This window comes from Nocardioides currus, from assembly GCF_003057875.1.
Classification (GTDB): domain Bacteria; phylum Actinomycetota; class Actinomycetes; order Propionibacteriales; family Nocardioidaceae; genus Nocardioides; species Nocardioides currus.
In genome coordinates, this window is the sequence record NZ_PYXZ01000006.1 from 1 (window position 1) to 14,066 (window position 14,066).

Sequence of the window (14,066 nt, forward strand, 5' to 3'; positions counted from 1 at the left end):
TCCGAGGGATCTATGGCCAAGCTCTACGACACCAGCGATACTGACTCGGTCGCCGCCATCGAGAGCAGCGACGTGTAGGCACCGAGGATCACCTCAAAGCCCACCACCCCGCGGGGCTCTGTCAGCACCGGCTGCGACGCGGCGGATAGACGCACTCATCGCGGCGGGTGTGGCGCAGGAGTCAGTCCGCGTCGAATGTCACGGTGCCGTCCCAAGAGGGCTGGCGAAGCCGTGCGACCAGGTAGTCCGTGATGGTTTGTGCCGCACGGGCAGCGACGGGGTCACGGAGACGCTCAGCTACGAACGCGATCTCGTCGACCACGGCTTGGCATCGTGCCCGGTTGAGGCCGACCGGGTCCCGTTCGTCGAGGAGGGGCACAGTGTGTAACTCATATGCACGCGCTGCATGCAGGAGCCGACGGAAGACGCGCTCGGACAACCACAGTGCGTCGCCCTCCGATGGATCGGTTTCAAAGACCTCCACGCCAGCGTCATCGTCCGCGTACGTCTCCGGATCGAGCCGGTCTGCGAAGCGGTCGCTGTACACCCCCGACATCATTCCAGCGAGACCGCTGTCTTCCGTTCGTTGGCCCCGCCGCATGTCCGCCCCAGGCGGCGGATTGACGCGGGGTCGTGCGCAGAAAACGCCGGCCAAAAGACCAGAGTCGTTCTGTCACTTTCGAAGCGCCCAACGAGAGCCAAGTAGCCCAAGTAGCGCAAGCTTGCAATCGGTGAATCTGCTCGCGGTAGTCCGTCGTTCCTCCTCGGTTGCCAAGGATGGCAATGTCGCGAAGACCAGGTCTCGGGCAGTCTCGAGCATGTCGTAGACGATCGCTTGCAATTCGGGCCCTCCAGCAAGGGCAAGTTCGTAGCCCGCCTCGTGAAGACCGTTAAGAATGCCTTCGAAGGAGGCATCCGCGTCGGCATGTTCGAACCTTCCGTTCTCGATCGCAGCTCGGCGCTCGCGTGTCGCCCGCGAGGCGTTCGCACTCCGAGAGGAAACGACCGGCGACCGCTGCGTGTGAGGCCGGCGATCATGCCTCCACGTAATTGCGATTGGTCCCCATGATGCTGCGAGGCCGAACACTCCGCCGACTAGCAACGCCCACGTTTCGCCCATGTCAAGAGCCTAGGCAGCGAGCGTCCGGCTCGGCGCGCGTGCGGAGCGGCGGATTGGGCAAGACATCATCTGTTGTCGGTGCCCTCTGCGACGATGCCGCGGTGCTAACAGACCAGGTGCCACTCGGCGAGATGAATCTCGGTGAACTTCCACGGCGCTGGCAGATGCTGGAGACACTGTATCGGATCGTGCGAGATCAATTGGCGGGCCGTGATCCCGAGATTCTTCACGACCGGATGATCGACGAGCAGCAGACTGCCGGGCGGCGCGCGTACATGGGTGCTCAGCGTTGCTTGAGCACCGCCTGGGACAACCACGCGGCGCTAGTAGCCCTTCTCCAGCACCATGGAGCCACCCAGTTTGCTCCGTGGAATCTCCTACGCCCTACGTTCGAGGCCTCGTTCTACGCACTTTGGTTGCTCGATCCTGACAACAGTCTCGAGCGCCGCCAGCGCGGGTTGAGGTTCGAGTGGCTGGACGAACTGGAGCACCGCACCTACTACTCGGACCTCGCTGGGATCGAGCGGTTCGTAGAACCTCAAGACAGCGAAGCGCTGAGCGCCGACCGGCGTCGTCAGCAGGAGATTCGGGAAGACCATGAACGCACCTACCGCCGGGAAGCTGACGAACTCGGCTTGGCCTGGCCGTTGCCGAAGAGCATCAACGTCTTCGATGAGCTCGGGAAGTTGAAGCACTCTCATCTCATCGAGGGCACAGACCTCATCTTGCGGAGCACCTGGCGTACTTTGTCCGGCATGCAGCATGGCCGCGGCAGCACCCTGCTGCGTGGTGCGGATCGTGCGCACGAGGTACCCATCGAAGGCGGCGTTCACGCACTCCTATCGATCAACGACGATGCCTTCGTCGGGACCGCCACCGTGGTTAACGGCCTCCATCAGCAAGCCATCCTCCTTTTTCGCGACCGTAGCGTCCCGCCGAAGTAGCGCTTCGGTGGCGACCGCGCATAGCGCATTGCGGCGAGAGCGTGCGATGCGACAGAGCTGATTCTCAGCTGCGCACGCGCTCCCCGGTTGTCAGGGCAGATGACAGCATTGGCCACTTGGGCTCGAAAGTGCTGCTCGTCTGGCGCGTATTGGATTCGGTCCTGAGCGCGTCTCCGTCAGTAGTGAACGGCCGCTATTCTGCCCGCGGGCACGCCGCTGGACCGCCCGATTCTGAAGAGTTTCGGTCGAAGGCGTGTATCAGGAAGCGTTGCTCTTGCACCTATCGGTGACAAATGAGAAGTGGGTCCTTGTCCTGACAATGCGGCTTGCTGTTGACAGCCCGCCCCATGTAGTCCCAGTAGCACGGAGGTTCTGAGTGGAAATCGTAAGCTACAACCCGGGTCACGACGGTGCGTTCGTCCAGTTGAGAGATGGGCACCTGATCTCGTCCGTCGAGGCTGAGAAGGACTCGAACTGGCGCTACTCGCCGCTTGGAAGCCGAGAGATTGTGAGCGGTTTCGGCCGTCTCAATGGCCCGCCGGACGTCCTCGCAGTCGGGGGCTGGTGGCCGCGCGAGTCCCGACCGACGGGTTCGGCCGCAGAGCACGTCGGCTACCGGGGACTTGACGCCTCCGTTGTCCTGCAGGAGCCGCGACGTCTATTCGGCAAGGATGTGCACTACTTCTCGTCGTCTCATGAGCGATCGCACCTCATGAGTGCGTATGGCATGTCGTCCATCCCTCAGGGGCAACCTTGCTACGCGCTGGTTTGGGAAGGCGCGATTGGCGCGTTCTACGAGATCGATGCGGACCTCAACATCACTCTGATCAGGAACGTGATGAACCAACCAGGGAACCGCTACGCCTCGGTGTACGGGCTGGCCGACCCCTCGTTCCCGAAGGACGCGCCCTTCTCAAGGTTCTCGGACGCTGGAAAGTTGATGGCGCTTGCCTCCTACTCCATTCGAAAGACTCCCACTATTGAGGAGCAGCAGGTCATCGACTTTCTCCTGGGATCTCTCGATGTTCGACTCGACTTGTATCAGCAGCTCGAATCGTCAGTTCATTACAATGTCGGCGTCGACGATGAGGAGTTCCGAAACTTTGCGGGCATCGTCAGCGACCGCATCTTCGATACGTTCCACCGCTTCGCCGAGTCCAATCTGCGTCAGGGATGGCCTCTCCTCATCGCCGGCGGGTGCGGACTGAACTGTGACTGGAACAGTAAGTGGCGAGACAGCGGCCTGTTCTCGGACATCTTCGTCCCACCAGTCGCCAACGACTCAGGCTCTGCGATCGGTACAGCCATCGACGCGCAATGGCATGCCACCGGGAACGCCAAGATCGAATGGGATGTCTATTCGGGTTTGCCCTTCGAGCAGAGCGCGACCGCTGACCTATCCGGCTACGACGTCACCGACATAGCCGTTGCTGACGTCGCCGCCATGCTCGACTTCGGCCTGATCTTGGGGTGGGTCAACGGCAGATACGAGATCGGACCCCGAGCACTCGGCAACCGTTCGATCCTCGCAGCTCCATTCGGCGAGTCGACCCGAGTTCGACTCAACGACATCAAACAGCGTGAACAGTTCCGGCCCATCGCGCCCGTTTGTCTTGAGGTAGACGCGGCGCAACTGTTCGGCTGCACCAACACCAGTCCGCACATGCTTTACACGTATCGGGTTGCCACGCCCGCGCTCGCCGCCGTCACCCATGTCAACGGGTCGGCGCGACTGCAGACGGTGAGCATGTCCACGAATCCGGAACTACACGAGCTGCTTGTGCAATTCAAGCGGCGTACTGGTTTTGGCGTCCTGTGCAACACCTCGTTGAACTACAGCGGCAAGGGTTTCATCAACAATTTGCGAGATCTGGCGGAATACGCCAAGGCGCATAAGCTCGATGGTTTCGTCGTCGATCGCCGCGCGTACCTGCGCCAAGACTCAGAGCAGTACACGGCGTTCCGTGGCCGCAACCAGGAGGTGTCGGTTGAACGGTGAATCTCGCCCACGATGCTCACGTCAGACCCCGTCCGGCCAGTCCGCCGCGTGCTCCACGGACGCCACCGCGAATCCCAGCCATCTTCCACCCCGCTTCGAAGAGAGCGATGGACTGCGTTCGGACTTCATCCGCCGCATGGGGCTCAAAGTTCTGCAATCTCGCTCGAGCACCGGCGAGCTCGCCGATCGTCGAAGCAATGAGATCGCCGTACTGTCGGACGCAGGCACGACTGTGCCTCGCACGCTGGTTCGCTACTGGCACGACGCTCACCGGATCCCCGCTGACGTCCAAGTGTGCCTCGAGACATGGGAGCCTTTACGCGATCAAGGAGTGGCCTTCCGCATGTTCGACGACAAGTCGGCTGCGTCGTACATCGCCGCTCGCTACGGGCGCGAGCAGGTCTCGGCCTTCGCCCGGTGCCAACACCCTGCCATGCGCAGCGATTATCTGAGACTGTGCGTGCTGCTTGCTGAAGGTGGCTTTTACGTCGATGCCGACGACAAGTTCCGAGGCGTGGCCATGCCACGGGTGTTCGACGACGGCAACTTGAAGGTCCAGCCTCTCTGCTATGACATCTCTCGCCAAGCGATGGTCGACACCACCGAGCCCGGGTTGTTCGATCATCAATCGTCAAGCCGAATCTTCTACGTCAATAACAACCCGATCGCGGCCAGAGCAGACGACCCGGTACTCCGACGGGCTTTGGAGCGCGCGACGAATCTGCTACTCGACCCAGCGCGCGTGCCTGAGATTCAATCCACAACCGGACCAGGAAATTTCAGTGCGGCACTTGCCGCACATGCCAACGAGTGCAACATCGCGAACCAGCCGCTGCGACTGGACCTTTTGTTCGGCTGGGAGACGATAGCGACACCAGACTGGACCTTGGGGTACCGGCTGGACGACCGTAACTGGCGCAGGTGGAACGACTGGTCCTTCGAGAATGCCGACCCGACCACTGGCATCGAATGAACATCGCCGAGGCGCTAGGACCAGCGAGGCATGTGTTCTTTCGGGCTTGGCGGCATCTGATGACAGCCATCCCAGCTGGTCGCCTTCAATCTCTCGGCCAGAGGCCGGACCAGATCAACTCGATCCTTGTTATCAACCTGGACCGCGAAGAACGTCGATGGCGCCTAGTTACACGGGAAGTTGCGCGATACCGGTCTGCTGACGGCGCACCATTGTCATCGATGATCCGCCGACTCTCGGCCGTAGACGCCCGAGATGGCCGCGCAGTAGCCGCCACCGCCGATGTCGACGCCACGTACTGCGTTGGCGATCAACTGTTCGTTCAGCCCGATGACCGCCTATCCGCAACGTTCCGGCCCGATGAGCCTGTTCGGATGACAAGACAAGAGGTGGCGGTCGCTCGCTCCCACATCGAGGCGTGGAAGCTCATCGCTGCCGGGTCAGACCATCACGTATTGGTCCTAGAAGACGACGTGTGGTTTCGCCCCGGGGCAAAGGCATCTATCGATCGCGGCTGGCGCGACGCGGTGTCGCACTCCCGCGACGAGCAGGGACCGCAATTCGTCTACTTGTCGTACTCTCTCGCCGACCTCACTGCGCCACGGCACCGCTCGAGCGACGCGGTTTTTCGTCCAACGCGCGGGCTCTGGTTCCTTTCTGGCTACGTTCTCTCACAGGAAGGCGCCTCCGCGCTGCTGCATGCCATGCCCGTGGTCGGGCCGGTCGACTTGTGGATGAACTACCGACTCGCCGAGCTCGACGCCTTCGCGCTTGGGAAGCCGGCATTGCTTCAGAGAATGGATACGGCATCGAGCAACGCCTACTCGATGCTGCCGTATCTCGCCCGCGCCGGGGTTGTAGACGCGGAGCGCGAACTTCAGCACCCCGGGCCCCCCACGCAGGGTCCGGTCATCGGCTGGAGTGCAGGAAGAGACCGCGAAAGCCTCGCCATGGCGCTATCCATGCTCGGGCTAAGGGTGCGCGTATTTGACACGGACGAGCCGACATTGACCCCGCAGGACCTCGAGTACTCCCTGAAGACATTCGACGCCCTTGTCGACCCCCCGCTCGACCCACGTGCACTGCGGGCAGTGTCGGACAACCCGGATGCCGTCGTTGTAGTGGAACGAGGGGCGTCTGTTCCCACCATCCTTGGTCCTAACATCCTCAGCCCTCACCGAACAGCGACAATCGAGGACCCTGCAGTCGGCGATTGGCGGCCGATCTGCCGTCTGCTGGGAGTCAACGTGCCCGTTGACCGATACCCAGTCGGAACAACGCCCGCCCTGCGAGCATTCCGAGACACACGCCCCGTGGCGATAAGTGCCGCTGGCACGCATAGAGGCGACCCTCGTGACGAGGACGCACGCACATCCGGGGCGACTGATGGGGCCGAAGGAGTTGCGTCGTCCGAATTGGCCCATCGAAGCCTGGAGCGAGATGACACGCCTTGGGTGCTGCCGACCTCAGACGACTGGACTCCATCGCCTCCGCGCGGGGTGTCAGATGCCTTTAGTCGTCTAGTGCTCGACGCGCCGATGTCGAGTCCTACCCAAGACGTGAACGAACTGAGTGAGACCTTCCCAGGAAACCTTGCGACCTTCAGTCCGGCGAATGTCGAGTACCGCGACGACGGTGCACACCTTCGATTAGTGAGACAACCTGATCTGGGTCGCCCGTTCCGATCGGGCGCCATAGCCACAACCAGGCAGTATCTATACGGGCGTTTCCAGGCCCGGATCAAACCTGCCCCCGGGTCGGGCGCAGTCACTGGGCTCTTTCTACATCGTGCATCACCCCGTCAGGAAATAGATCTGGAGTTTGTCGGCGCCCACTCGACACGAATCCTGACCAACGTCTACTTCAATCCCGGAGATGACGGAACTGAGTTGAGTTACGGCTATCGCGGCACGCCACACTGGATCGAACTGGGATTCGACGCCACTGCCGACTTCCACGACTACGCCATCGATTGGCATCCGCACGGCATCTCCTGGCTCGTAGACGGTCGCGTGGTGCACCAGCGCACCAGTTGGAACCCAACCCCGATACCCCATCTCCCCATGCGCCTTCACGCGAACCTGTGGGCGCCTCGGTCCATCGACTTGGCCGGCCAGTTCCGCAGTCCCGAAGTGCCTCGCGAGGCGGTCTTTGCAGACGTGCGTGTGACCTCCTGATCACTACTCTCGCCAGCGGGCGCCACTCGATCATGCCTCGAGTACTCAAGCTTCCACGCCGCGGACCTACGACATAGTGGGCGGTTTGATGCGGGTAAGCGGGCGGTCGGTAGATAGCGACTAGGGTCGCGCCGACCGTGCCCGTGGCGCCGCGAACGAGAGCGAGAACACCGACCGATGCAGCAGTCCGCCCAGCTCTACGACGTGATCAACCGCAGGAGGGACACGCGGCGCGAGTTCACGGGGGAGCCGGTCGACGACGGGGTGCTCCACCGGATCCTCTCGGCCGCGCACTGCGCGCCGAGCGTCGGGATGAGCCAGCCGTGGGACTTCGTGATGGTCAGGGACGCGACCACGCTGGAGACGTTCCGCGATCACGTGACCGACGAGCGGGCGGCGTACGCACGGACGCTCGACGGCGAGCGGGCCGCGACGTTCGAGCGGATCAAGGTCGAGGGGATCGTCGAGTCGGGGCTCGGCATCGTCGTCGGCTACGACCCCACGCGCGGCGGGCCCAACGTCCTGGGCCGCCACGCGATCGCCGACGCCGGGCTCTACTCCGTCGTCTGCGCGATCCAGAACCTCTGGCTCGCGGCCACGGCCGAGGGGCTGGGCGTCGGGTGGGTCAGCTTTTACCGCGAGGAGTTCCTGCGCGACCTGGTTGGCTTCCCTGAGCACGTCCGGCCGGTCGCGTGGCTGTGCGTCGGAGCGGTCTCGGGGCTGCCGGAGGTCCCGGACCTCGAGCGGTTCGGCTGGCGGCATCGGTCGCCGCTCGACGGGGTGCTGCACGACGAGCGCTATCAGGCCGGCTCGAACCTGGCGACGTAGCGGCGCTGCCCCGGCGTCTCGACTGCGCGCGCGTCGTAGTGCGCGCGCACCCACGCCACCGCGTCGGCGGCGGGGACGCCGTCGAGGACCGCGAGGCAGGCGAGCGCCGCACCCGTGCGTCCGCGACCGCCGGTGCACGCCACCTCGACCCGCTCGTGCGCGGCCCGCTCCCACGCCTCGCGCAGCACGGCACGGGCGGCGTCGCGATCGACGGGAAGGCGAAAGTCCGGCCACCGGACCCACCGGCTCTCCCACGCCATCGGGTCGGGCGGCGAGCCGAGCAGGTAGATCCCCAGCTCCGGCACCGGACCCGACGGCAGCGGCTTGCCCAGACCGCGTCCCCGGACCAGTCGACCCGACGGCAGCGTCACCACGCCGGGCGCGGTCGGGTCCCAGGGCGTCACGCATCCCGATCGTGCCAGAGCCGACCGGTGCGATCGTTTCGTAGCGCGGCGGGCATGCGGCGGCGAGGATGTCGCGCATGCGTCTTCGTGGGTGGTGCGCCGCGTTCTTTGCCGTCTCGATCCTGGCGGGATGCGGAAGCAACGATCCTCGGGACGAGTACCTGGACATGGTCGTGACGGACGCAGTGGAACCCACCAGCGACCCGAGCCCGACCGAGACACCGACGTACGAGCAACCTCCGCCGCTCGACCGCACCGAGCTGGACGCCCACCTGGCCGCGCTGACGCCGGAGGACCGCGCCCTCGCCGACCACTACCTCCACGAGGCGAGGCTCGGCGAGGGCACCTGGGTCGTCGCGGCGCCCATGACCGTGGAGGAGGCCAAGGCACTCCTGCTGGGACCCAGCCCGCAACGCGCGACCGCTGCGGACGAGAAGGCCTACATGGACGCCGAGATCTCAGCGTACTCCTTCCTCCAGGTCGGTGACGGCGTCGTCGCCTGGGAGGACACCGGCTTCGCCCAGCCGCCGGAGCGCCTCCTCGCCGCGCTGTCCCGCGACGGTGCCGCCAGCGCGCTGGCGAGCGAGAACATCGAGGCGATGACCAGCTTCGGCTACGCACGCGACGGCGAGGTGGTCTTCGACGACTTCGAGTACGCCTTCGTCGACGACCTCGAGATGATCCCGGCCGAGGTGCGCGATCTCGCCGCCCTGGCGTGGGTCGACCCCGACGCACCGATGGTGGAGGGCGCTGACTGGTTCGCCGTCGCCATGGCCATGGGCGAGAAGGTCACCGGGGTCCGCGCCACCAACGCCGTGCGCGACGTGCGCGACAGCTACGTCGTGCCGCTGCCGTGGGGGCCGGAGGAGGGCTGAGGGTCAGGGCGCCGTACGCGCTCCGACGCCGACCGACTCGGGCTGGGCCTCCTCGACTGCCTCCTCGACGACCGGCTCGGTGACCACGACGGGTGCGCGGCGTCGCAGCAGCGAGGCGACGAAGAGCCCCAGCAGGAACGCCAGCCCCAGACGGATCCACGGGAAGCCACTGGCCCCCTGCGAGCCCGGGGCGACGTCGAGGGCGAACACACCGTGGGAGATGTCGCGGCCGCCCTCGCGGAACGTGACGTCGAGCGAGTACGACCCAGGCGCGGGGTAGGCGAAGGTCAGCTTGGACTCGTTGGTCGGCAGCATCGGCGCCGTGTCCTCGTGCAGGACGCCGTCCTTGTTGAGCGTGAGCTGGTTGGTGTTGGCGCGGGTGTCGACCTCGAAGGCGACCTCGTCGAACGGGATCGGCGCGCCGACCAGGTCGTAGAGCCGCAGGTCGTGCTCGATGTCGAGCCCCGACACGGGCGCATGGGTGTTGAAGGTCAGCAGCAGGATGTTGGACCCGTCGACGTACTTCATGTCGAACGCCCCGCCGTGCGCGACGGCCGGCCCGGCACCGACGACGGGCGCGGCGATGACGAACAGCGCGGCGAGGACCGCGAGCAGCCGGCGCATCACTGGGCCGTGTTCATGTCGGTGGTGATCTCGGCCGCGGACAGCACGCGGGAGTAGATGCGCACCTCGTCGATCTGGCCGCCGAAGAACTCGCCCCAGACCGCGTTGCCGCCGATCTTGAGCGGATCCGCGGAGACCGGGACCGCGGAGGTCACCGCCTTGTCGGTGCGCAGCACGCCGTTGGTGTAGATCTTCAGTCGCGTGCCGTCGTACGTCGCCGCGACGTGCGTCCACGCGTTCAGCGGCACCGCCGTCGTGCCGACCGACGACGCCCCGTCGATCCACACGGATGGTCGGTTGGTGGTGCCCGACGCGGAGTAGAGCGAGTAGGCCAGCGAGCTCGAGGCCTCCTTGAGCAGGACCGTGCGCCAGCCCGACGAGGCCGTCGGGCGCACCCACGCCTCGAGCGTCATCGACTTCCCGAGGTCGAGGCTCGCCGAGTCGGCCACGCTGGCGTAGTCGTCGACGCCGTCGAACGACAGCGCGTTGCCGTACTTCCCGGCGGTCGTCCACGTCGGCCCGACGACGCTGCCGCCGTTGCCGCGCCCCGAGCCGTCGCCGATCGTCGAGCCCGATCCCTCGTTGAACGACCAGGCCCCGATGAGGCCGTTGGTCGGCGCCGCGTTGGTGACCGTGACCGCGACCGTCGAGGAGGTCTTGGTGTTGCCGGCAGCGTCGCGGGCCACGGCGCTGATGGTGTGCGCGCCGTTGGCGACCGAGGAGGAGGCCCACGAGAGGGAGTACGGCGCGGTGGGGTCCTCGGCCCCGACGGGCGAGCCGTCGACCTGGAACCGCACGCCGGCGACGCCGACGTTGTCGCTCGCCGTCGCGATCAGCGTGGCCGCCCCCGTCAGGGTGTCGCCCGCCGCGGGCGCCGTGACCGAGACGGTCGGCGCGGTGGTGTCGCTGGGCGGCGCGTAGGCCGCGAGCTTGACGATCTTCGCCGTCGACGGGACGCCGTTGCTGTCCACCGCGAAGACCATGTAGTAGTTGGCCGGCGCGATGTTGGCGTTGGCCGGCGTGCTGACCGAGAGCGTGTTGCCGCTGCGGGTGAACGGCAGGTCGACGAAGTGCTGGTTCCAGTCGGCGGCGTGCGTGATCGAGCCCAGGCTGACGAGGCTGATCTTCGCGATGTCGGCGGCCTGCGGGGTGACCAGGTCCATCGTCGAGGCGTAGGTCGTCTGACCGGGCAGCGAGGTGATCGTCGGGCGCGGGCCCTTGAAGAGGTAGCCGGGGGAGTACCACTGCATGTTGAGCTGGTCGGGCGCCGGCGCCAGCCGGCCGCCACCGCCCGACAGCACGCGACCGTCCGGCATCAGCAACGAGATCGAGTGATACATCCGCGGCCGCGCCGGCGACGCCAGCTGCTTCCACGTATTGGTGACCGGGCTCCACTGCTCGGCCGTCAGCGTGCCGGTCGAGGAGAAGTCGTTGACCACCGTTGACCCGCCGACGACCATCGCGTCGCCCGTCGGCAGCATCGTCACGTTGTGGAACGAGCGCGCCGAGGCCATCGTGCCGGCGGCGCTCCACACCGGCGAGCCGCTCGTCATGTCGAGCACCTTCGCGGCCTTGGTCGAGGCGACCGGGTTGTTGGGGTTGTAGGAGTCGAGCGCGTTGGCTCCGCCGGTGACGAGGTACTTCCCCGGGGCGAACGAGGTCCACGCGGCGTACGGCACCTGCGTCGTGCCGACCCTGGTCCACGCGTTGGTGGCCGGGTCGAAGGTCATGATCGCGCCGTGCTCGGCGGAGATCGCGAGGACCTTGCCGTCGGGCAGCACGTTGGTCTGGGGATACTGCACCTCACGCAGCTGCGGCGTCGTGATCGGCACCGAGCTGAGGGTGCTGGTGGCCGGGTTGTAGATCTCCGGGGTGTCGACCCACGTGGTTTCGACCTGGCTGGCGCCGCTGAGGATGAGCATCCGGTTGTCGGGCATCTGGGTGACGCTGGGATACCACCGGTCGACCGCCAGGTCGGGCTTCCGGGTCCACGCGCGGGTGTCGGGGTTGAACGAGTAGACGTCCTTGATCCCGCGGCCGCCACCGTCGTGCCCGCCGACCACGATCAGGTTGCCGTTGGCGTCCGTGGCCTGGCCCGCGCAGAAGATGCCGGCGCCGACCGGGACGGGCGTGAACGTGTTGGTGACTGGGTCCCACAGCTTGGCCTGCGACGTCGGCGTCTCCCACGCGTCCCACATCAGCACCTCGCCGGTCCTGAGCAGGGTGGCGTGGACGGGCACCAGCGGCCACTCCGTCACCGGACCCCACTCGCCGACGCTGGCGCGGGGGTCGCTGTTGGCGACGGTGACCGAGACCGCCGCCGAGGTGGTCGCGTTGACGGAGTCGCGGGCCCGGGCGGTCAGCGCGTGGCTGCCGTTGGTCGCGGTGGTGGTGTCCCAGCTGACGGAGTACGGCGCTGACGTGTCCTCCGCCCCGAGCGGCGAGCCGTCGAGCAGGAACTGCACGCCGGTGACCGCGACGTCGTCGGCGGCCTGTGCGGTGACCTGCACCGAGCCCGAGACGGACGCGCCGGCGTTGGGCGCCGTCACGGACACGGTCGGCGGGACCGAGTCGGGCGCGGTGGACGAGAACGAGCGCGAGTCCCCGCTGCCGGGCTGCTCGACGTGGCTGCCGTCGGCGACCAGAACCGTCACCGTGTGCTGCCCGCCGGGCACGTCGAGGAAGGTGTAGGACTGGTCGTTGTCGGTGTCGAAGTCCATCTTCGTCGGGCCGCCGTCGAGCTGCAGGTGCACGTGCTTGCCGTCGTTGGCCGCCCACGCGCCGGCCTTGATGTACTTCACCGTGACGCTCGTGCCGCTCACGACGCCACCCGCGGCGGGGGTGGTGATGCGGACCGTCGCCGGGTTGGCGGTGCGTACGTCGACGGGCGCGCTGGTCGTCGTCAGGCCGGCCGAGTCGGTGGCGACCGCGGTCAGGCGCCGTGCCCCGTCGAGCAGCGTCCGGGTGTCCCACGACGCGCTGAACGGCGCGGTGGTGTCGGGCGCCCCGAGATTCTCGCCGTCGACCTTGAACTGCACCGCCGAGACGGCGTTGTCGTCGGCTGCGTCCGCGGTCACGCTCACCACACCGTTCACGTCGCCCGCGGCGGGTGCCGTCAGGGACACGGTCGGCGGGGTGACGTCGCCGGCGAAGGAGGCGTACATCGAGAAGGTCGCAGCCTGGCTGCTGAAGCTGCCGAAGGTGGCCGGCCACGCGCCGTACGCCTGACCGGCGGTGCGCCACCCGCTCGACCCGCTGCTGGTGCTGCGCATGTTGTTGACGGCCGCGCTCGCGCCGTTGGAGTTGTAGCCGAGGTAGTAGGCGGTGTTGGGCGCGAGAGTCGCGGTGATCGGGACCGTGTTCCACGAGTTGGCGACCAGGGTGCCGGTGGCGCTGCTGGCGACGAGCGCGCCGGGGGCGGAGCCGTTGGCGGCGTAGATCGCCATCTGGAAGCTGCGGCGCGCCACCGAGGGGTCGACGGCACCGACGTTGACCGACAGCGACACGACCTTGCCGCCGTCGACGGTGGTGACGCGGGTGACGTTGATGTTGTTGGAGTTGTCGGAGTCGGTCTGGGAGCCGGCCGTCGTCGCGCCGAGCGGCGTCGAGAAGGTGCGGTCGGGGGAGACGGTGAGGTCGCCGCCGGGGTCACGGCTGCGGGCCTGGTAGTGGTAGGACCGGTTGGCGGCGAGCCCCGTCAGGTTGACCGCGTGGCTGGTGACCGCGGTGCCGTTGAGGGTGCTGGTGCTGCCGTAGCCGGAGGTCAGGCCGTAGGCGACCTGGGTGTCGGAGGCGATGTCGGTGTCCCACGCGACGGTGGCCGTGGTCGCGCCGAGCGCGGTCGTGCGGACGTTGGAGATCGCCGGTGCGGCGCCGCGCGCCGAACCGGTGGTCGCCATCGGGACCACGAGCGCCATGACGACGGCGACACCGAGGAGCGCTGCCGGAGCGCGTCGGCGCGCGAATCCCCCCACAGCATTGCGAGCTGCCATGTCCGGACTCTCACAGCGACGGGCCGGCGGGGCATCGCCAAATTGCGGGCATTCGGTCCGGGTGCGCGGCGAGTCGGTCACGAAGGCCTGTCCCCGGACGTGGCTAGGGTCGGCTGCCACGGCGCTGTCA

General features: G+C 66.6%; 10 protein-coding genes. 6 read left to right on the forward strand and 4 right to left on the reverse strand.

Annotated features, from left to right (window positions below; all coding sequences use genetic code 11):
- Positions 1-181: 181 nt before the first annotated feature.
- Complete coding sequence (locus C7S10_RS13695; protein WP_133176521.1) at positions 182-547, reverse strand: hypothetical protein; 366 nt, start codon at positions 545-547, stop codon at positions 182-184.
- A gap of 626 nt (positions 548-1,173) precedes the next feature.
- On the opposite strand from C7S10_RS13695, the gene C7S10_RS13700 reads away from it, so the two are divergent.
- The 5 genes from C7S10_RS13700 to bluB all read left to right on the forward strand — a co-directional run bounded on the left by C7S10_RS13700 (position 1,174) and on the right by bluB (position 8,041).
- Complete coding sequence (locus C7S10_RS13700) at positions 1,174-2,064, forward strand: hypothetical protein (protein WP_133176522.1); 891 nt, start codon at positions 1,174-1,176, stop codon at positions 2,062-2,064.
- Between the two features lie 376 nt (positions 2,065-2,440).
- Entirely contained in the window at positions 2,441-4,063 is a 1,623-nt protein-coding gene (locus C7S10_RS13705; protein WP_108345016.1) for a carbamoyltransferase C-terminal domain-containing protein, read from the forward strand.
- Positions 4,064-4,406: 343 nt separating this feature from the next.
- A complete protein-coding gene (locus tag C7S10_RS13710; protein WP_207769381.1) occupies positions 4,407-5,036 on the forward strand; it encodes a glycosyltransferase in 630 nt (209 codons plus the stop codon).
- 59 nt (positions 5,037-5,095) lie between these two features.
- Positions 5,096-7,213: a family 16 glycosylhydrolase gene (locus tag C7S10_RS13715; protein WP_243395401.1), complete on the forward strand. Its 2,118-nt coding sequence runs from the start codon at positions 5,096-5,098 to the stop codon at positions 7,211-7,213.
- 177 nt (positions 7,214-7,390) lie between these two features.
- Positions 7,391-8,041 carry a 5,6-dimethylbenzimidazole synthase gene (gene bluB, locus C7S10_RS13720; RefSeq protein WP_108345019.1) on the forward strand — a complete coding sequence of 217 codons (651 nt, stop codon included), beginning with the start codon at positions 7,391-7,393 and terminating at the stop codon, positions 8,039-8,041.
- On the opposite strand, the gene C7S10_RS13725 is transcribed toward bluB, so the two are convergent.
- Positions 8,014-8,445 carry a protein-tyrosine phosphatase family protein gene (locus C7S10_RS13725; RefSeq protein WP_108345020.1) on the reverse strand — a complete coding sequence of 144 codons (432 nt, stop codon included), beginning with the start codon at positions 8,443-8,445 and terminating at the stop codon, positions 8,014-8,016. The two genes, bluB and C7S10_RS13725, sit on opposite strands and share 28 nt — an antisense overlap.
- Before the next feature lie 173 nt (positions 8,446-8,618).
- Here C7S10_RS13725 and C7S10_RS13730 point away from each other — a divergent pair, with 173 nt between their 5' ends.
- Positions 8,619-9,320, forward strand: a complete 702-nt coding sequence (locus C7S10_RS13730) for a DUF6461 domain-containing protein (protein WP_133176523.1) — start codon at positions 8,619-8,621, stop codon at positions 9,318-9,320.
- Positions 9,321-9,323: 3 nt separating this feature from the next.
- On the opposite strand, the gene C7S10_RS13735 is transcribed toward C7S10_RS13730, so the two are convergent.
- The gene (locus C7S10_RS13735) at positions 9,324-9,944 is read right to left on the reverse strand and encodes a hypothetical protein (protein ID WP_108345022.1); all 621 of its coding nucleotides are present in this window, start codon (positions 9,942-9,944) and stop codon (positions 9,324-9,326) included.
- The gene (locus C7S10_RS13740; RefSeq protein ID WP_133176524.1) at positions 9,944-13,936 is read right to left on the reverse strand and encodes an Ig-like domain-containing protein; all 3,993 of its coding nucleotides are present in this window, start codon (positions 13,934-13,936) and stop codon (positions 9,944-9,946) included. Before C7S10_RS13740 ends, C7S10_RS13735 begins: the two co-directional genes overlap by 1 nt.
- Positions 13,937-14,066 lie beyond the last annotated feature (130 nt).

What these genes read in the sequence shown, in the direction of transcription:
- C7S10_RS13710 (WP_207769381.1), top strand. Translation starts at nt 4,407, where the DNA reads ATGTTCGACGACAAGTCGGCTGCGTCGTACATCGCCGCTCGCTACGGG.
- C7S10_RS13715 (WP_243395401.1), top strand. Translation starts at nt 5,096, where the DNA reads ATGACAGCCATCCCAGCTGGTCGCCTTCAATCTCTCGGCCAGAGGCCG.
- C7S10_RS13735 (WP_108345022.1), bottom strand. Translation starts at nt 9,944, where the DNA reads ATGCGCCGGCTGCTCGCGGTCCTCGCCGCGCTGTTCGTCATCGCCGCG.
- bluB (WP_108345019.1), top strand. Translation starts at nt 7,391, where the DNA reads ATGCAGCAGTCCGCCCAGCTCTACGACGTGATCAACCGCAGGAGGGAC.
- C7S10_RS13740 (WP_133176524.1), bottom strand. Translation starts at nt 13,936, where the DNA reads ATGGCAGCTCGCAATGCTGTGGGGGGATTCGCGCGCCGACGCGCTCCG.